This window comes from Carboxylicivirga sp. (assembly GCF_982718395.1).
Window position 1 is genome coordinate 99,535 of the sequence record NZ_CEXQWX010000005.1, and the last position, 20,645, is coordinate 120,179.

Annotated in this window: 16 protein-coding genes; 5 read left to right on the forward strand and 11 right to left on the reverse strand. The window is 36.3% G+C overall.

The window, feature by feature from the left end; translation table 11 throughout:
* Window positions 1–101 precede the first annotated feature (101 nt).
* The 3 genes from AC4MRQ_RS02340 (at window position 102) to AC4MRQ_RS02350 (ending at window position 4,590) form a co-directional block, all read left to right on the forward strand.
* Window positions 102–1,736, forward strand: a complete 1,635-nt coding sequence (locus tag AC4MRQ_RS02340; RefSeq protein WP_491196026.1) for an ATP-binding cassette domain-containing protein — start codon at window positions 102–104, stop codon at window positions 1,734–1,736.
* 11 nt (window positions 1,737–1,747) lie between these two features.
* Window positions 1,748–3,121: an HlyD family secretion protein gene (locus AC4MRQ_RS02345; protein WP_491196027.1), complete on the forward strand. Its 1,374-nt coding sequence runs from the start codon at window positions 1,748–1,750 to the stop codon at window positions 3,119–3,121.
* Window positions 3,122–3,192: 71 nt separating this feature from the next.
* Window positions 3,193–4,590: a TolC family protein gene (locus tag AC4MRQ_RS02350; RefSeq protein ID WP_491196028.1), complete on the forward strand. Its 1,398-nt coding sequence runs from the start codon at window positions 3,193–3,195 to the stop codon at window positions 4,588–4,590.
* A gap of 136 nt (window positions 4,591–4,726) precedes the next feature.
* On the opposite strand, the gene AC4MRQ_RS02355 is transcribed toward AC4MRQ_RS02350, so the two are convergent.
* Window positions 4,727–5,734, reverse strand: coding sequence for a metal-dependent hydrolase (locus AC4MRQ_RS02355; protein WP_491196029.1), 1,008 nt, complete (start codon window positions 5,732–5,734; stop codon window positions 4,727–4,729).
* Window positions 5,735–6,159: 425 nt separating this feature from the next.
* Here AC4MRQ_RS02355 and AC4MRQ_RS02360 point away from each other — a divergent pair, with 425 nt between their 5' ends.
* Window positions 6,160–6,507, forward strand: a complete 348-nt coding sequence (locus AC4MRQ_RS02360; protein ID WP_491196030.1) for a 4a-hydroxytetrahydrobiopterin dehydratase — start codon at window positions 6,160–6,162, stop codon at window positions 6,505–6,507.
* A 465-nt stretch (window positions 6,508–6,972) separates the two neighbouring features.
* On the opposite strand, the gene AC4MRQ_RS02365 is transcribed toward AC4MRQ_RS02360, so the two are convergent.
* The 10 genes from AC4MRQ_RS02365 to AC4MRQ_RS02410 form a co-directional block, all read right to left on the reverse strand.
* Entirely contained in the window at window positions 6,973–7,392 is a 420-nt protein-coding gene (locus AC4MRQ_RS02365) for a DUF2141 domain-containing protein (RefSeq protein WP_491196031.1), read from the reverse strand.
* A gap of 63 nt (window positions 7,393–7,455) precedes the next feature.
* Window positions 7,456–9,732: a glycoside hydrolase family 2 protein gene (locus AC4MRQ_RS02370; protein ID WP_491196032.1), complete on the reverse strand. Its 2,277-nt coding sequence runs from the start codon at window positions 9,730–9,732 to the stop codon at window positions 7,456–7,458.
* Window positions 9,733–9,828: 96 nt separating this feature from the next.
* Window positions 9,829–11,793 (reverse strand): glycoside hydrolase family 2 protein, encoded by a 1,965-nt coding sequence (locus tag AC4MRQ_RS02375; protein WP_491196033.1) that lies wholly within the window; start codon window positions 11,791–11,793, stop codon window positions 9,829–9,831.
* Window positions 11,794–11,875: 82 nt separating this feature from the next.
* Window positions 11,876–13,033 carry a BamA/TamA family outer membrane protein gene (locus AC4MRQ_RS02380; RefSeq protein ID WP_491196034.1) on the reverse strand — a complete coding sequence of 386 codons (1,158 nt, stop codon included), beginning with the start codon at window positions 13,031–13,033 and terminating at the stop codon, window positions 11,876–11,878.
* A gap of 169 nt (window positions 13,034–13,202) precedes the next feature.
* Window positions 13,203–14,039, reverse strand: a complete 837-nt coding sequence (locus AC4MRQ_RS02385) for a helix-turn-helix domain-containing protein (RefSeq protein ID WP_491196035.1) — start codon at window positions 14,037–14,039, stop codon at window positions 13,203–13,205.
* A 611-nt stretch (window positions 14,040–14,650) separates the two neighbouring features.
* Complete coding sequence (locus tag AC4MRQ_RS02390; RefSeq protein WP_491196036.1) at window positions 14,651–15,097, reverse strand: hypothetical protein; 447 nt, start codon at window positions 15,095–15,097, stop codon at window positions 14,651–14,653.
* Between the two features lie 105 nt (window positions 15,098–15,202).
* Window positions 15,203–16,111 carry a helix-turn-helix domain-containing protein gene (locus AC4MRQ_RS02395; RefSeq protein ID WP_491196037.1) on the reverse strand — a complete coding sequence of 303 codons (909 nt, stop codon included), beginning with the start codon at window positions 16,109–16,111 and terminating at the stop codon, window positions 15,203–15,205.
* A gap of 4 nt (window positions 16,112–16,115) precedes the next feature.
* A complete protein-coding gene (locus tag AC4MRQ_RS02400) occupies window positions 16,116–16,625 on the reverse strand; it encodes an SRPBCC family protein (protein WP_491196038.1) in 510 nt (169 codons plus the stop codon).
* 67 nt (window positions 16,626–16,692) lie between these two features.
* Window positions 16,693–17,517, reverse strand: coding sequence for an SDR family oxidoreductase (locus AC4MRQ_RS02405; RefSeq protein ID WP_491196039.1), 825 nt, complete (start codon window positions 17,515–17,517; stop codon window positions 16,693–16,695).
* Between the two features lie 70 nt (window positions 17,518–17,587).
* The gene (locus tag AC4MRQ_RS02410; RefSeq protein WP_491196040.1) at window positions 17,588–18,472 is read right to left on the reverse strand and encodes an alpha/beta hydrolase; all 885 of its coding nucleotides are present in this window, start codon (window positions 18,470–18,472) and stop codon (window positions 17,588–17,590) included.
* A gap of 734 nt (window positions 18,473–19,206) precedes the next feature.
* On the opposite strand from AC4MRQ_RS02410, the gene AC4MRQ_RS02415 reads away from it, so the two are divergent.
* Window positions 19,207–20,645: WD40 repeat domain-containing protein (locus AC4MRQ_RS02415; protein ID WP_491196041.1), on the forward strand; the 1,439-nt coding region annotated here is incomplete at its 3' end.

Here is a 20,645-nt window from a genome sequence, read left to right on the forward strand (position 1 = left end):
GTAGAATTGAACTTGCTGTTATAGTTAGGTAGCTCCAAACAAAGCGCTCTTTATAATGTTTTAAAGTGTGAATGTTACCAAATTAAAGTTGGATAAGTGCTATGATAACTCAACCCACAAAGAGACTCTTTAACTTATTGATCAAGTATAAGTCTGTATTAAAGCAGATATATCTTTATGCCTTTTTTATTGGTATCATCAACCTGACCCTGCCAATTGGTATACAAGCCATTATTAACTACCTTCAAACTGGTGAGTTAACCTCTGCGTGGCTTATTTTAGTTGGCTTTGTTCTGGTAGGTATCCTTTTAACTGGTATTCTTCAGGTTTTACAACTGCTTTTGGTTGAGAATGTACAGCAGGATTTGTTTGCTCGTTCGGCATTTGAGTTTGCTTACCGTATGCCACGAATTGCTTTTGTCAGGCTGGACACCATTCATGCTCCTGAACTGGTCAATCGTTTTTTTGATACTCTAACTTTGCAAAAAGGATTACCAAAAATCCTAATCGACTTTTCATTGGCATTGTTTCAGATATTTTTCGGACTTATTTTATTAACGTTCTATAGTTCTTATTTTGTAATTCTTGGCTTTATACTGGCCAGTATATTATGGATTATATACAAGTTAACAGGTGCTAAGGGGTTAGCTACCAGTCTTGAGGAAAGTAAGTACAAATACAAGTTAGCTCACTGGTTGGAAGAAATAGCGAGAACAAATGCCAGTTTTAAAATTTTCAATAAAGATCGCTTACATTTAAAACTTGCAGATGAAGGTGTTGAAAGTTACCTCGAAGCTCGTCAAAAACACTTTAAAGTACTTTTACGACAGTATTGGCTATTTATTGCATTTAAATTGACTATTGCTGGCGGATTACTAATTCTGGGAAGTATACTTGTTTTCCAGGAAAAGATAAATATAGGTCAGTTTGTGGCTGCTGAAATTGTTATTATTCTAATTATCAGCTCTGTTGAGAAAGTAATAAGGCTTGTTGAAACCATTTATGATGTACTTACCGGACTTGAAAAGATTGGTTATATAACCGATCTGGAATTAGACAAAAATAGCGGAACGATTACGGTTAATAGTGACAATGGTTTATCGGTATCTGCGCGCTCCGTATCAGTTGTTTTTCCCAAAGAGAATAAAACTGTCATCGATAATTTATCATTTGAGATAAAACCGAATGAGAAAGTCGTGCTTAATGGGAAAACAGGCAGCGGTAAATCGGTTCTGACTAAAGTGCTTTCAGGGTTGTATACCATTAAAAAGGGTGAATTACTGATTAATAACATTCCTCTTTCTCATTATGATCGGGATAATTACTTTGCTTCGATTGGCGTGAATTTACCAACCAATCAACTATTTGAAGGAAGTATAAAAGACAACATTCTGATGGGAAGGGAATTTTCAGAAAATGAGATCAATGAGATTCTTCAATTCCTAAAACTTGAGGAGTTTCTTAATTATCAACCCTATGGTATCGATACTACTATAGACAGTGGAGGAAGAAGGTTGCCAAGAAGTATAATACAAAGGATTCAACTTGCCCGAATTCTTGTGCATCAACCTAAATTACTGTTGCTGGAAGAACCACTTCAATTTCTTGAGGAATCAGAAAAAATCAGGATTATTGATTATCTCACATCAGATGCATTTAAGGCTACAGTTATAGTGGTATCTGATTTTAATTATTGGCAGAAAAAATGCAATCGTACCATTGATTTAAACCAATAATGATTTGAGCCATGTTGAATATTTCTAAAAACAGCATAAATAAGTTTATCCATCTAAGTGACTTTAAGGCCTATGACCTTGTAAAGAAAAGTCAGGTAACACAAGCACCTCTTTATGTTATGCTCGGTTGCTTTGTCGTACTATTGATTGGATTGTTTTTACCATGGACGCAAAATATTGGCGCGAAAGGCTATGTGACTACCCGCCAGCCAGAACAACATCCACAAGCTATTCAATCAGTTATTTCAGGACGGATAGAAAACTGGTTTGTTCGCGAGGGTGATTATGTGAGTAAAGGCGACACTATCCTTTTTATTACAGATGTGAAGAGCGAATATTTTGACCCTAACCTTATAGAACGCACCGGCGAACAATTGGATGCTAAAAATAAGAGTCTGGCTTCTTATGATATCAAGATTGAAGCACTCAAAAAACAATACAATGCGCTTAAAGAAGCCTACCAGTTAAAGCGACGGCAAACATATCAGAAGGTGAAACAGGCTCGAAACAAAATTAGTATGGATAGCATTGATTTATCGGCTTTCAAAAACAACCTGGATATTTCAGCTAACCAGTATGAACGAACAAAAGAACTTTATGATAAAGGCCTGAAATCCTTATCTGAACTGCAGGAAAAACAATACAAACTGCAAGAAGCGGAAGCCAAAGTCAGTGTACAGCAAAACAAATTGCTTAATCAACAGAATACTTTGAGTATTTTAAATATCGAATTGCTCGCGATAGAGCAGGAGTATGCTGATAAGCTAGCCAAATCACAATCTGATTTGCAAACGGCTATATCGACCAAAATGGAAGGGGTGGCTACCATATCAAAATTGGAAAGCACCTTAAGTAACTATAGTGAGCGTCAAAAATTTTATTACATCACTGCGCCACAAACCGGATACATTACCAAGATTATAAAAAAAGGACTTGGTGAAACGGTGAATGCAGGTGCCGATATTGCAATTATTGTTCCTGATGAGTATGATTTGGCTGTTGAGATTTATTTAAAACCCAATGATTTACCCTTGTTACATAAAGGTAATCATGTGCGTCTCCGGTTTGACGGATGGCCGGCGATAGTTATCAGTGGGTGGCCTGAATCATCAACTGGTGTGTTCGGAGGAACCATCGTAGCGATTGATCAGTTTATTAGTGACAATGGGTATTATCGAATACTGATTAGTCCTGATGAAACTGAAAAACAATGGCCGGAGCAGTTGAGAGTTGGAGCCGGGGCAGAAGCGTTTATTTTACTCAACGAAGTTTCGGTATGGTATGAGTTGTGGCGTCAACTAAATGGCTTTCCTGCTGACTTCTATCAACCTAAAAAGGAAAATGATGAACTCAAATTAAAAGCACCAATTCGGTCAATTAAGTAGTTATTCGTTAATCACAATCTGGTTTTAATCAAATGCTTTATACTGCAGTAATCGTAAAACATAAAATGAAGTTGGCTAACATTAAAAGAGGTCTGATTATACTATTGATATTCAGCATGAGTTTTACTGCATTTGCTCAAAGAGATAGTCTTGTATTGAGTTATCAGGAGTATGTTGATAATATATTGGGGTTCCATCCGGTAGCTCAAAAAGCGCGATTAAAACTGTTGTATGCCGATGCCCAATTGATGAGTGCCAAAGGAATGCTTGATCCAACCATAGACGCCAGTTGGAGCAGCAAAGAATTAGATGATAAACTCTACTATGAAAAGCTAAAAACAAAATTGAAATTTCCGACAAGTTTGGGTATTACCTTCAGTGGCGGTTACGAGAATACCGATGGACAATACCTTAACCCTGAAAATAAAACAAATGAATATGGACTGTGGAACCTTGGAGTTGAGATGGATGTACTTAATGGTTTGCTGACTAATGAACGGAACACTGCTATTCGCCAGGCACGAGAATACCAACACCTTTCGCAAAATGAGCAGAACATACTTTTAAACGACTTACTTTATAATGCACTCTATTCTTATCACACCTGGCAGATGTATCATTATTCGATGGAGGTGCTAAGCGAAAATATAGCCATTGCTCATAGTAATTACATGAATACACGCAATGCCTTTGATATGGGTGAAAAAACAGCTATGGATACGCTAGAGGCAAGCATCGCTTACCAGGAAGCCATCGGCTTGTTCAATAAAAATGATATGTACCTTGTAAAAGCCAGGCAAACAGTTGAAAATTATTTGTGGTTTGAATCGAAACCACTTCTTCTTCAAGCCGATGTTAAACCGGAGGATTATAAGACACTATATAGCAATACACTGGTTAAACTTGATTCGGTATTAATCAGCAAGCATCCTGCAATTTTATCAGTCATCAATAAATTAACCATCTCAGAAATTGAGCAACGCCTTAAACGAGAAAAGCTAAAACCAAAACTAAAAGTCAAATACAATGCTTTGTTAACAACTTCAGATAATATCAATATTCATGAATTTGATTTGTCTAACTATAAGTTGGGTATTGGCTTTTCAATGCCTTTATTTCTCAGGAGTGAAAGGGCAGGAGTGAAAAAAGGAAAGCTAAGAATTCAGGAGCAGGAGCTTGATTTGATGTACAAGAAAAATGAATTATTCAACAAGGCGGAAGCAAGCTGGCAACAGCAAGCTATACTTAAAGAGCAAATTTCCATTTATGAGCAAAATGCAACTAACTATGAGCGTTTGCTCAACGGTGAGAATGAAAAGTTCAGATATGGTGAAAGCTCTGTTTTCCTGCTTAATAAACGACAGGAAAAGTATATAGACGGAAAACTCAAATTAACAGAAGCATATGTGAAATTTCAGATGGAGGTGCTCAACTACCTTTATCTCTCGAACCAGCTATTTGCTAATTAAAGATCTATCTTTGGCGTGGAACTTGCTTGATATTCTTTGAAAAGCAATTTCCTTTACATTATTCCGAAAGACAAACTACACAAGTCGTGTTGCACCGTTTTTATAAATTTATAAATATCCTTTGTTGAAAGGATTATTAAATGCCCTTTATTCTTTCAATAAAGTTTGAAAATTCACTTTCTTCAATGCCTCTCGATTCTTTTGCTTGATGGATAGCTACCTGGCCTTCTTTGTCTTTCAGATAAAACTTAAAAATAAAATCAGCGTTTTCTCCTGTACCCATTTTTCCAAAACGAAGATCGGCCAAATATAGTCCGTTTTTATCTTCATTTACATGGTAATAACCTTTAGTAAAGCGTATTAGTTTTTTCAAATCTTTGTTATCGGCAATAGTGTTGAGTTTATTCTCATTACGAGGTATATACATAAAATCGATAGGTATATCAGAATCAAAGTTTGAATGCAGAGCCATGTAATAACCTGTATCTGTTTCAGCAACTCCCATCCACAAGAAGTTGGTCAAGGGCAAAGGGACAGTTTTAAATCGATCATACGAAATTTGGTGCTTTGTGAATGCTTCTTTAAACACACTATTTATATATACTTTATTTCCAACAGTACCAATCAAATAAAATGAACTTATAAAAATGGTTGCGAGAATAAGTTTTCGCCTGAGGAGTGCTGTTCTCCTTAAAAATGGAATAATCAATAAGGCCAATATAAACGGAATTGTATAAAACAGATCCACTATTCCTATGGTACCAAATTCTACTCTATAGTTAGAAAACGGGAAGAAAGCACCTGTACCATACCCTGTAAAATAATCTAAAATAGGATGGGTGAAAATTGACCAAAATATAAGCATCGTCCATTCGCGCCTGGTGATATTCATCTTTTTCCGATGAATACGGTGTATTAGCCATCCCAGCATGGGTGCAAGTATAAAAGCAAAAATCAGACTATGGCTAAAGCCTCTGTGCACAAATAGTCCGTCTACCTCGCTAAAAAAAGAAGTAAATAATACATCCAAATCCGGAATTATGCCACCTATGGCACCCCAAAATATAGCTTTATTTCCTGCCTTTTTACCTAAAACTAATTCTCCTACTCCGGCTCCTAATACGGTTTGAGTAACTAAATCCACGTTCTTTTACTTTTATAATTTCAAGTATAGTTTTAAATGTAAACCTATATAACGAATGATTGTTTAAGTTACCAGCTTCAAAACTAAACAGCATTACTATGAAAACAATACATTATGGGACTTAAAATTACATGTAATGAACCTACTTTATTTCGTTTTACCGGATTATTTCTATAGGGCAGGTGTCTTGATATTTATTTTCTATTATGATTCCAGATTAACTCATTGATTAACTAGTAAATCCTAAAGTGCCATAATTCACTTGAATGTGAGGTGTTTAATGAGAAAATAGCTAAAAAAATGGTATCCATTCTTGACAGTAGCGTTATAAAATTACTTTATTAGAAAGGAGCGCGTTATTCAATTAATGAATCAGCTTCTATTTCAAAATCTAATCGAACTTAAAAATATTGAGGAGGTTATATATGGATCAATTATCTAAACAAAATTGCGAAGCATGTAATGTAAATGCTAAAATGTTGTCAGTTAATGAAATTGACACATTAATGTCAGAAGTAGAGGGTTGGGAATTGATTGTTGATTCGAATGTTCATAAACTGAAACGGGTATTTCATACCAATAACTTTATTCAGGCCATTTCATTTACAAACTCAATAGCAGATATTGCAGAGACCGAAAGCCATCACCCGCAAATTATTGTTGAGTATTCATCTGTAACAGTTTTATGGTGGACTCATAAAATAAATGGGCTTCATAAAAACGATTTCATTATGGCATCAAAAACATCTTTATTATACCAACAAGTGTTTTAATTAGAATTGTAATTGAAGTGACAATTACTGTAGTTGCTTACGGTATACAGAAGGGCTATAGCCAGTGAACTCTTTGAAGACCCGGTTAAATGATTCTTTGGAAGACCTGTCAGGTTTGATCAGCTGTCCTTATTAAATTAATATCATGCTTAGATATTGAAGAAAGCACGGTAAGGGAATGTTTGGTGATTATACATCTGCACCAGGAATAGCAGTTGTCGAATTCCTGGCGCAGGTTAAGGTCTTAAGAATTACACATTTCCTTTAGTAATTTAGGTGTGTCAAAGATTTGAGACTTTCAGCTAACAGGTAACGGCGTTATTAAGGGGAAATGTTACTAATACTTCATTCCGTCAACTGTTAAGAATGACCCGGCAAAAACGTTTTTTTGACGTTATTCAAACTCAACTAAAATTACGTGAATTCAATGTAAATTCTAAAGACAGAGTGATTGATAATTATTATCTACAAATACTTTACTCTAACAGTTACAGATGTTTTTTCAGGACTAAATTTAAATTCGAAGTCCTCCCATGCCGGTTTGCTTAATTTAGTAAGATAAAAATCAGAATACCCAAAACCTTCCTTTGGCATACCAATAAAACTCTTTTCCATCTCTCCATCAGAGTTTTCATCATCGAGCAAACTCAAACCGTATGTTCCATATTTCAAATCCAGTTTAAGGTTTAAGATCCCATCCTTTACATCTGTTTTTGAAAACTCTTTCAATAATACCGGAGCTTCCTTATTCCGCGCCTCACTGGTATCATATACCTTAATTACAAACTGGCCTTTGTTATTTTTAATATCTGTAATATTAACTTCCAATTTTTGTGCATTTGCAGCTCCAATTAAACTTAGCGCGGCCACAAATAATAACATCATTTTTTTCATCTGTTTAGATTCTTTATTTTAATCTCAATTTGTAATTCCTTTTTATATCAAGAATTACTCAAACATTGCTCTAAAAAGCATATCTAAACCAAATGTTATCAATATGCCCAAAACAGCAAGTATAAAAAGCACTTTGAAAATGAGACGAATCCATTTATTAATGCTTTTTCTGCGCCAACCCAAATACCATAGTAATACCGCAACAATAAGCAGAATAGCTATAACTAATTTCGACTTCATAACGAAATCATAAACCTTAGCCACTGTTTCACCCAATGCAGTGTCGATAACAAATACGGTATGGTCAGTATATTTTTTACCGTTTAAGTCGCCTTCTACAATTATTCCGTTGTTACCTTTCTCTAATTTGATATCTTCCCAGGTGACGATTCCGTGTTCGGGAGATTTTGTTCCAATCGTTTTTCCGTTTACGGTAAGTGTTACACTGTTTAGGTTGGTATATACTTTTACCGGTGTGATTTTATCATCCCTGAAAATATGTTTCTTTGAAGTAATGTGCAGCACAGGTTCATCTGACCAGTTAGCTTTATAAAAAAAGAAAGCGTCTTTTTTTGTTTTGCGGTCAAAGGAAATCATTCCTTTATCATTTACACCATGGTGCTCACCTTCACGACGGAAATGCGAACCAAAGTCGAACATATTCCAGATATACACACTCCATACAAATGGTCGTGTTGCAAATGCTTTATAATGTTCCTCATGGTAATAACTTTGCCATTCCTCCGGGTGAGGTTTACCCATAGGGTTTGGCATTTTTAGTTTTTGTGAGTGTTGCGAAATGGCACCTCCGGCTCCGTACTCACTTATACCTATGTTCCATTCCGGGTTTTTCTCGTGTGTTTCGTCAAGGAAAGTACCTATACCGCTGGGCTCATCATAATACCAGCCATAATACCTGTTCCAGGATATGACATCAGTAAAGTGGTGGATATCCTCTTCGGGTTTAAGCATACTGGCAGCACAAGTTAAACGTTGCTTATCTTCTGCTTTTGCAATGTCGTTCAAAGCCTCTATCAGCTTTTGTGGCCGTATGGCCTCATCTTCTTTATGATTCTGAATTTCGTTGAAGATACCCCAAAACATGATAGACGGGTGATTGTAGTTCTGGCGAATTAACTCGTAAAGCTGCTGCTTGGCATTGTTATGAAAAGCTTCTGAATTTACATAACCATTTATGCCTCCCAAGGTTGCAGGCATACCAATCCAGGGAATCTCGGCCCATACTACAAGTCCGGCAGAGTCGCACAAATCGTAAATGGTTTCAGATTGCTGATAATGAGCCAGGCGTGTAGAATTCATTCCCATTTCGAGCATAAAATCCATATCCTCTTTATGGTGCTTGTAATGTAGTGCATTACCAATGCCTTCACGATCCTGGTGACGGCTTGCTCCATATAAAGGAAATGACTTTCCGTTTAAGAAAAATCCTTTATTCGGGTCTACTGAAAAATAACGAAGTCCCATAGGTTCAACCACTTCATCAATTACCTCACCGTTTGAAATAAGCTGTGTAGACACCTGGTACATGTATGGGTTTTGACGACTGTTCCACAGAATCGGGTTGTTAATAGTGAACAGCTCAGAGTGCACCCCTTCTTTACCTGTTACCTCAATATCTGATGCTTTTTGAACTACAACAACACCGTCTTTATCTTTAATGGCAATGTTTACCGAAGCTTCCTGCAAGTTATCACGATAGTTCAAGAATTTAACATCTACTTGTATATCTGCAAACTTTTCCGATACTTTTTTTTGAGAGATATATACTCCCGGAGAAGCATAATCTAAAGGTGAAATACAAAGCTGTTCGGTAACCAATATTTTTACCGGACGGTACATCCCTCCATAAATATTAAAGTCACCTGCCAATGGAAGCACATCTTCAGTTTCCTCGTTATTGGCCACCACTTTAAGGATATTTGTTCCTTCATATTTTAATTTGTCGGTAAGCTCATAAATAAAGGCAGAATATCCTCCGCGGTGCTCACCAAGTAATTTATCGTTGATAAACACTTTGGCTACGCTGTTTACCCCTTCAAACCGGATAAAAACACGTTTACCTTGCCAGGCCGCATCGGCGGCAAATGTTTTTGTGTACACACCTTCACCCCGGTAATAATTAATACCATCGCGTGTGTCTTCGGCATTCCAGGTATGTGGTATGTTTACCGGTTCATCAATGGTGAACCCGGAAACAGAACCACCTCTAAAATGCCAGTTTTCGTTAAAATTAATGACTGCTCTTTGGGCCTGTATGTTTAATGCAAAAACACAAAGCAGCAAAGACAGGAAAAGTTTTATTTTATTCATCTCAATGTTTTTTATAAATGGTAAATTCCAGGTGAAGAACAACGAATTGCTCTCCACCCAAAATTCACCCCACCATTTTTTTAAGAATATTCGATCTTAGTTCTCATTATAGAACTTCTGAAGTACAAAGAATGCCTTTTTGGGTTGACCGTTATCATCAATCAAACCTTTACGATTAAAGTAATCCTGAATGCCCTGGTGTTGTCTTAAAGTAGCACGGAAATCTTTAAGAACCCATGGAGACATACCTACTATACCTTCCTGGTTTTTATAAATCTCAATTTGTTTTTCATATACAAGAGCCTGGAAATCTTCGCTAAACATAAGCATGTCTTCCGGTTTAGCTCTCAATCCTTTTTTAGCACCGGCTCCGGTTTCACTAAATACAAAAGGTCTGTTGTTAGGAACATGTAAACGTACCTTGGCCATATTATCAAGCATTACCTTTTTAGCTTGTGCGTGAGGAATTTTTGCTCCCATTGCTAAGAAACCTGAATAATACCATCCAAAATACTGGTTTATACCACCAACATCAACAATCTCTGCAAGTGGATCATGGATATGAAGATCCCATGTATCGAAATTTTGCCCTTTCAAAGTAGGGAAGAAATAATCTTTGGACATGGCCATTATTTCATGCTCACCAAATACCAGTGCTGCTGTTGTTAAACGCGTATTGTCAAGGCCTTTTACGTGGGCATTTAAATTTCTGAAGAATGTGTTTCTTGCATCGTTAACAGGGGTTTCGTTACCCAAACTCCAAAAAATGATACTGGCTCTGTTTTGGTCTCTTAAAATCATTTCCGACATACGTGTTTTAGCCATTTCCAGAACTTCAGGTTTTTCGAATTTTACGCTCCAGTAAACAGGTATTTCTGCCCATACCATTAAGCCTAATTTATCTGCAGCCTTTACCATATGTTCATTGTGTGTGTAGTGTGCCAAACGGACATAGTTACAGCCTAGTTCCAACGATTTTTTAAGTAATTCCTCTGCATGTGCGTAACTATATGCACGACCATCGGTTCCGATAGCTTCTTCGTGAATAGAAATACCTTTCAGCATGATAGGCTTTCCATTTATTACTACCTGTCTGTCTTTTACCTCAATGGTACGGAATCCTATTTGGTCTTTTACTGTCTCTTCACCGTAAGTTAGTTCTACATTATAAAGTTTTGGACTTTTCGGCGACCAAAGCTTTGGAGTAGCTTTAAATTGAATTGTTGCTTCACCATTTTTAACTGTAAACGATTTCTTAATTTTCAATTCAGGTATTTTTATACTAACCGTACCATCAGTTGCCCCATCAATTTTAACTGAACCTTCAATAAGTTTTGTGTTTCCTTTAGCTAACTGGATTTTATAATTTTGGATATAAGCTTTTGGTAATTCGGCAACGTAAACATCCCTAGTAATACCACCATAATTCATCCAATCAGTTGAAGCAGTTGGAATTTCATCATCAGTCAGGGTATTATCAACTTTAATAACCAAAAGGTTTTCCCCATCTTTTAAAGCTTCAGTTACTTCGCAATTAAAAGAAGTATATCCTCCGATGTGGCTTGCCACTTGGGTTCCGTTCACAAAAATATGTGCTTTGTAGTTGATAGCACCGAAATATAAAAAGTACCTTTTGTCGTCTTTTTTGGTAACATGAAAATCTCTTTTATACCAAACCTTACCATTGTAGAAATATAAACGGTCGTCCTGGGTATTCCAATCTCCGGGCACCTGTAGAGTGGTACCGTTTTCAAGATTAAATTCCATCAGTTCTCCAGCTTGCGGCTGATGATTCTTTACAATATATGGAACGTAGAGTTTGCCTAGGAGATTATCCTTATCCGATACTGGGTCAATCATAGCATTCCAAGTACCATTTAACGACTGGGTTGTTCTGCCTTCAATATTTCCAATGAGTGGAGAGCAAGGAATATCGGGGATTCCTTTCATCTCAAACATGCCTTGTGCAGACAATTGCATAGATAGCAAAATCATTAAACTGGTAATGAAGCTAAAGCGTAATAAATGGTTTTTATGAATTATTAGATTCAATGTTTTCATTGCTTTTTAAATTTAGATTTTTTGATAATAATGAGTGCCAGTTGACTGATCCGTTGAGAATGAGAACTCAACCTTTTTAAAATTAAAAGTATTCGGATAGACCAAAGTAGATAGAACTTTCACCGTCTCTACCCCAGGCATGATCAATCCTAAAGGCTACTTTTTTAGATTTTAATACTTGGACTCTTAGACCCAGCCCGCCTGACGGAACAAAACGATCCGAAGAAAAGGCATGTCCGATGTCTTCACCAACAAAACCGGCAGTACCAAACGCTACAAAACCAAAACGATCAGTTAAGTATTTTCTCCACTCAACATCAAGGTGATACAGTTGTTTTCCAGTGAAGTTCCCTTCTGTATATCCCCTGATATAGCTATTCACATTTTCCCATAAACCAACTGGAATATCTCCGGTAGCGGCTCTGATTTGAACTCTGGATGCCAGAACTGACCTCCAGTCCCCGGATAATGAACGGAAGTAACTTGCTTTAATAAAATTGCGGGTGTAAAAGAAGTCCTCCTCTTCAACTATCCCGGTTGCACCAAGATTCTCTATTTTTGAACCAAATGCATCAGAAATCAGGTTGGATTGTGCTGTGACATAAAATCCGTTTGTTGGGTAAACTACATCATCTCTTGAGTCAAATTCAGCAATAATTTCCGGTTGTGAAAGAAAGGTTTTCATTTCAACATCCTCTACGCCGGGAACACCTAATCCGGAAAGTTCCAAATCCGTCGTAACATCTACTATTTCATACCCAAATCCAATATATAATCCCTCGCTTAATTTGCGCTTAGCAAGTAACTGATATGAGCCAACAAAGTTATCAATCGTAAATTGGCCGGGAACCGGCATTCCAATCTCCGAGGCAGCCATTTTATTAACCTGTCTGGCAGTGATCACATTTAAATTAAAACGCCATTTAGATAAATAGTAATCGTTGTTAAATTGAATAAGATAGGAAGGATTATTTAATGATTTTACTCCTGTTAAGCTTGATACCAACATGCTGTTATTCTTGAGAGTAAAAATACCTTTACCAAGCAGCGCAATCGAATGTTCCAATACAGGTCTGTAATCATAGGATGGAAATGCTACAAAGTGTACCTTTTTTCCTTCCTGCTTCTTAATTGTTAATGAATCCGTCTCACTTTGTGCACTTAAATAAACTGAATTACCTATTATTAATGCACAAATCAATAATAGTTTAGATACACTTTTCAAATTTGATTTTTTCATAGCTTTTAATTTTTATCACATGCTGTTTAAATGAAGTTTAATTGCATGTTAAACTTGGACTTCAATATTAAAACCAAGTCGATTTAAAAGCGCCTCACTGAGTGATAAAAACGGAATAAGACGTCTCAAAGAATTTATTGAGACGAAAAAAAGTAGCCTTGAGAGGTAGTTATTGTAGTTGCTTCTTGTAAGCAGAAGGGCTATAGCCAGTGGATTCTTTAAAGACCCGGTTAAAGGATGCCTTTGAATTAAATCCGGCTTCATAAGCCAGTCCTAATAAAGTAATGTGCTGTTTATTTGTGTCTGTTAGCAGATGTTTAAATTCCTCAACCCGGTATTCATTAATTAACTGGTAAAAGTTTTTTTTATTGATTTCGTTAATGGTTTGTGAGATACGTGGTTTAGATATGTTTATATCGTTGGACATTATGTCCAGATTATATTCAGGGTTTAAAAAAGGTTTATTTTCACTTAAATAGACACTAATCATTTCTGATATTTCCACCATTAGCTCATGTGTAAGTGTTGAATTGGTGTATTTTTCAACTTTATTAACTTTCGTAATGCTGGTGGAAGATTTCTGTTCCTTAGGAAAGAGAATTGGTTGTTGCAGGCCAAAAACTAAAATTAAAAAACCCAACATGCCCATGTTAAAATGAGCAAACCAAAAAAACAGTTCATCAGTTGACCTATATATTGTTTTTATAGAAGGTGCAAATGTCTCAATACTATAACTTAATAATAGTACCACCAAAATAAATACTACCCAGCTTAAGGTTAGCTTTACAGATTTTGAAGCAAAGTGATGTTCAAGTTTCTTTTTGTGTTTGATGAGTTTAATAAAAACCACAACAACATACGTAAATATATGAATCAGTCTGCCATATATTATAATACTTAAAAGAATGTTGTTTTTAAGTTCTAATGATTCTTTTATCAATATTTCTTCCTCCCAAATAAACATGCGAAGTATGCTAACTAAGACAAATGGGATTAAATGAATCAAATGTTTATATTTTAAATGGAAATCTTCACTTATTAAGCTATACACATAAAAATATATGGTCGGACCTAGTAAAAAAACAAAGGGCAAATAGCCAATTATAATGTATTGTTTAATTCCTCCGGGGATAATAAATCCAACAAAATTTAAGGTGAGTAGAAAGAAGAATAGTGCTAACATCAAGTTCGAAAGATGACGAGGTCTCCGAAATAAAAATACTATTCCGCTTAAGAAAGATTGAATGGCTATCAAATAAAGCATTATCAAATAGTTTTATGCAAATAAAGTTTTCTGATATTGTGCATTTTCAGTTTGTTAAAGCTATGGATAAGTTGATAGGTATTGTTTGCCCGAATGAAGCTCAGAGAAAAATCAAAAAGCATACATTCTTGCCAAAAATAAAAAAATCTCTTAAATGAACTTTACTACGTTTACGTATTAGTATACAAGACCGATCTGACATTTTCTATTGGCAAACTCATTTTTAAGGGGCCAATATTTTAGCGGTAGGTGATCTATTTGTTTACGGCTTCTAATATGGTGCTAATCCAGAATGGTATTCACCATACATTAGTTGTGCTTTCGTTTAATATTTTGACTTTGTTTTTTCTTTGCTATGATTCACATACTTCTTTAAAATATCCCAATGCTTTGGGCCAGGTGTCATCAAACATTTTTTGAAATGTTTCATCGACGGTCATAATGATTTCAAGTTTTGTTATATCATCACTCTCCTTATGAAAACAATATTCCTCCAATGAACCAATCCATTTTTGCATCATTTCGTCTTTTAATTCAACTTCAATATTCTGCGGATCTACCATTGCAATGTGTTTGGCTCTTATGTATTCACAAGGTTTCAATTCTTCAAATATTACTTTGGTTCCACCCTGAGTATTATCAAAGTACGACATATAACCGCCTTTCTTCCATTCTCCCTCATAGGTTATTCCTTCGCCCCATGCCTTAGACCAGGCAGGATATGCTGACTTATCCATAAGCTTGTAAAATACAAAATCCTGAGGCTTATTGATTGTAATTGAGTAAGTCAATGTTTTCATACCATGTAGATTAATAATTAGCATTATAAATTAATCGTTTTAGTAATGAAGCGCAACTTATCAATAACATCATAGTGAACCATTAGTCGAATACTAAGAAATAGCCTAGCTTAATTCACGGTATTGATTAGGGCTCATGCCGGTTTTTGATTTAAACAATTTGCTAAAGTGTTGGGGATACTCAAACCCTAATTCATAAGCTACCTGACTAACGGTTTCGTCTGTACCCAATAATACTGTTTTTGCTTTATTTATTAAGAAAGTATAGATATGCTCCTGAGCACTTTTTCCTGTTTCTTTGCGTAGCATATCACTCAGGTAATGACCAGACATGTTCAACTCCTGTGCGCAATATCTAACTGTTGGTACACCTATTTCCAATGGCTTGTTAGAGTCGTAATAGTCTTTCAATAAATTCTCAAATTGAGAAAAAGCATCTTTATTAATGTTGGTTCTGGTATAAAATTGACGATCATAATAACGTGCACAGTATTTAAGAATCAATTCAATGTTGGCAATTATCAGTTCATGACTGTGTTGATCAATGTTTTGTGAGTATTCTTTCTCGATCTTTGTAACAAGTTCGGTTAAACTATCTCGTTCCTCCTCCGATAAATGCAATGCTTCATTGGCATCGTATGAAAAGAAAGAGTATTGATCAATTGTTTTGCTCAGTTCTGATTTACGTATTAAATCAGGATGAAAAAATAAGCTCCATCCACTTTCGTTGCCTGTTGGTTCATTCTTGCTGTATTTCATTGATTGGTTTGGCTTAGAGAAAACCATCGTCCCTTCCTGAAAGTCATATGAGTTGCGGCCATATATAATTGAACCGGAAATCCCGGTTTTTAAACTCACCTGGTAAACATCCATTACATAAGTAAAATCACCATAATCATAGGAAGATAGTTTATCCATTGGGAGTACTGTTACTAAAGGATGTTTGGGTTTGGAACAGCCAATAGCATCGTGAATTTGAGTAATACTCTTTATTTCGATGATATCTTTCTTCATTGCATTACTCATTTAAAGTTTCAACTCTTTGTTTGATCTGTGAACACAATCGTTTATAAGCTTTCTCCACAGGCGCAGGATTCCAAAAATGAACACCTATACCTTTATAGTCTTCATGGATTATAATTTTAGTTCCTTCCGGTACAACTTGCAGAAGATATTTATGATTGTAGGTTAAAATTCCAATCATGCCACCACCCTGGTTCAATAATTGATTATCAATCATTTTTTTCACCTTTGATGGAATTAAGCTTTCTGTATTTTCATCCTGGTAAAACATATACCCAACGGTAGTTCTTTCAGCAAATTCACCATTGATCGGAACAAGAACGGAGTTCCAATCCGGATAAGATTCGATATCCATTAAAACATTCCAAACCTGTTGTGGTTTAGCATTGATGGTTATTTCGGCATGTACCGATTTTCGTCCGGTTAGTGCAAGTATAAATAAAATAATAAGTGGTATTCCCGCAAAAAGAAACCACTTTGATTTAAGAATGGTCATTAGTTCCATATACTAATCATATTTCACATGTTGGATGCTGAAGTTGAGTTATTCAACACCCAACACAATTTACATACTAAAATCCAAACTGTTGTTTTACGCCGGCAATAAAATCTTCATCACTAACACCTTGTCGTGATGCTAGGAACATATCTGCATCTTTACCTGCTGTGTAGCGAATGGTGCTAGTACCATCTGTTGCTGCCTGATAAATGACTTCTGCAACATCAACAGGTTGTGAAGCTCGGTTGGTATCTTGTTGCACGGCAGCAATTGCTTGCATTAAAGTGTCACCCATATCTTTATACTCCTTTATACTCTTATCCATTTGAAAATCAAAAGAGCGGCCAGCAAAGTCAGTGACAATTGTACCAGGTTCCACAATTTTAGCTTTAACGCCGATCTTTTCTAATTCATATACCAACGATTCTGTGATGCCTTCCACAGCAAATTTGGTTCCATGGTATAATGCGCCAAAAGGGAAAGTTAATTTGCCGCCGACAGAGGAGATATTGATTACCACTCCATTTTTATTAGCTCTGAAATGAGGCAGTACGGCTTTGGTTACATCCAGCAAGCCAATAACATTGGTGTTGAATTGGCGAACGATATTTTCTCTTGGAAATGTTTCTAAAGGTCCATATGCACCATAACCTGCATTGTTAACCAACACGTCGATCCTGCCAAATTTCTCGATTCCATGGCGTACAGTTTCGTTAATTGTGGAAAGATCAGTTACATCCAGTTTAGCTACCCAGACATTATCCAGTTTTGTTAATTCTTCTTCCTTTTCAGGTGTACGCATGGTGGCTATTACATTCCATCCTTTTTCCTGGAAAAATAGTGCAGTTGCACGTCCAATGCCAGTACTGGCTCCTGTTATTAATATTGTTTTACTCATGATTGTGTTTTTTGATTATGATGTTTATTAAATCATTTCTCAGGGTGTTGATTAGTAGAGTTTTCTTTACTTACTTCATGTATGTGTCAAACCATTTCAAGATTTTGTCCGGGTTCTTTCCGATCCAGTCGTAAGCTGCTCCGCGCTTTTTTTCCAGTGTCAGCATCAATAGTTCTTTCTCAACAATAATGTTGTTGTAGAAACCTTTGACCATATCTAAATTAGTCATAGGATCGTTTTCGTTTTGTATAACCAGTGTTGGTATTGTAATATCTTTGGCATAAGGTAAGAACGAATCGCCGGTTAGGTCAACACTTCTTTTTTTCAGACTGTATTTATTACCACTATTAACTAGGAATGGCGGTAAACCCATAGCTTTTACAAAGTAGTCGTACGTTAAGGGCTGAACGGCAATCATTGTTTTTACCTTCTCATTCTTCTTAAACTCAGCTTCCATGCCATAAGCAAATATGCTGGATGAAGAACCCATGCAAATACTCAATAATCCGATGGATGCTGATTTATAAACCTGATGGTTGGAAATAAAATCGACAGCAGCCAATACATCTAATCGTTCTTCAAGACCCCAGGTAACCCACGGTGTTCTTCCTTGTTCGCTGTTACCATGGTTACGCAAATCATACATAAGCACCGAATAACCAGCTTCAACAAGGTATTTTGCCTGATTTAGAAAGTGAATATCACTTGTCCAAAGGGCATTTTTCATTATACCCTTTCCTTCCTGGGTAAATCCACATCGGGAACATTGAACGCCAAAGTGCGACTGAATAATTACCTTGTCAGTCTTCCCCTTCACCAACCAACCAGACAAGGACACGCCATCCTTAGCTTCAAAGGTGACGTTATCGTAATCTAAACCATACTTTTCTGGTGTTTCAAAAACCGGTGATTTTCCGGGTTTAATCATTAAATCAGAAATTGCTTTTCCAAACATGACAACAGGTTTTTATAGTTAATAATGCAAATGTAGAGGCTCTGAAAATCACTCACGTATACATATTGAAGCTTTGTGTATACATATCGAAGAATGTAATAACCTTCTATCTAACTAAAAAGCAATCCTCCTAATTCTTAAATAGTTATAAAAAACCACAAACCGTTCCCCTTCGCCAAGGGGGAAATCCATTAGTTTATTGAATATTGCGCATAGGATACTGAGGTCGATTCTAAAGTAAGAGAAGATTCCTGGCACCAGTTCGAAATTTATTTTCAAAGAGTTCACTCAGGATTTCAACAGAACCTTACCCGAAAATATCCAAATTTATCACATACGGAACTAAGGTTAGCTACCTTTTTGCGGTTAGGAATGAACTCCAAAGATATAGCTGCTGCAACTTTTCAAACAACTGAAAGTGTAAAAGCGGGCCGCTCAAGGTTACGTAAAAAACTGGAAGTTGATAAAACATTGAATCTTACAACCTTTCTATCCCAAATTTAAAGTAAAACATACTTACATTTTCTTTTTCGAGGTTACCTTTTGTTAACCTCGCTTATTTTTTTTGTTACCTCTCGTTAACCCAAAATTCAAGGTTTATACACAATGGTTTTTCAACTTTGCACTCACAATTTTTAAAATAGATTGAGGGGTTAAATTTTTAATTATCCTATGAAAACCAAATAGTAAAAAGATATCAGATATAGGGATTGGAAATGAAATATGTAAAGATTATGAAAAAGAAATTTGTAGCTTTTATTTTATTATTTATTATAATATCAATAAATACGAACGCGCAAACCTGGACACAAATAGGCAATGATATTTATGGTGAGGAAGAATATAATCGATTAGGATGGTCTGTTAGTTTAAGTGCCGATGGTTCTGTACTAGCTATGGGCGCCTGTTGGAATGGTAATGCAGGCAATAAAGCTGGAACCGTTACTGTTTATGAAGACCAATCGGGCACCTGGACACAGATAGGAAATAATATTGATGGTGAGGCTGCAGATGATCAATCCGGTTATTCGCTAAGTCTAAGTGCCGATGGTTCTATACTAGCTATTGGTGCCCCGTATAATGACGGTAATGGAACCGGTTGTGGTCATGTACGTATCTATGAAAATCAGTCAGGAACCTGGACACAAATAGGGAATGATATAGATGGTGTAGCAGGAAACCATTCGGGTTGGTCTGTAAGTTTAAGTGCTGATGGTTCAATGGTAGCCATAGGAGGTATAGGAGAATATACTACAAATGGACAGGTACGGGTCTATGAAAACCAGTCAGGTACCTGGACACAAATTGGAAGCGATATTAACGGCGATGGAGCCCATGATTATTTTGGTTGTTCAGTTAGTTTAAGCGACGATGGCTCAATTGTGGCAATTGGTGGCTATGGAGATGATGATAGTGGAGGTAATGCAGGACATGTACGTATCTATGAAAACCTATCCGGAACATGGACTCAAATAGGTAACGACATTAATGGCAAAGGCTCAAATTATTGGTTTGGCTGGTCTGTAAGTTTAAACTCCGATGGTTCTATTGTAGCTATTGGTGGTCCTGGGCATTATAATACCAGTACTACCGCAGGATATGTACGAATTTATGAAAACCGATCAGGTACATGGACACAGGTAGGTAATACGATTAATGGAGAAACAATAAAAGACCGTTTTGGTTGCTCAGTAAATTTAAATAATGATGGTTCTACTTTAGCTATTGGTGCTTATTGGAATGATAATTCAGGAACTGATGCCGGATATGTACAGATTTATAAAAATCAGTCAGATACATGGACGCAAATAGGCAATGACATTAATGGTGATGTAGCAGCTGATTGGCTGGGCTATTCTGTAAGCATAAACTCAATTGGCTCTAAAGTTGCTATGGGCGCTTATGGAAACGATGGTGGCGGGGCTTATACAACAGGCCAGGTTCAGGTTTATACTTGCAATAGCTATGCTACCATAAGCCCGACTGCATGTGATACATACACGGTTCCAAGTGGAGATGAAACTTATACCACAAGTGGAACTTATTATGATACCATCCCTAATGCTGTTGGATGTGATAGTATTATTACAATTAATTTAACCATGCATTACAGTAATACGGGAACCGATGTAATAACCGCCTGTGATAGTTATACCTGGATTGATGGAAATAC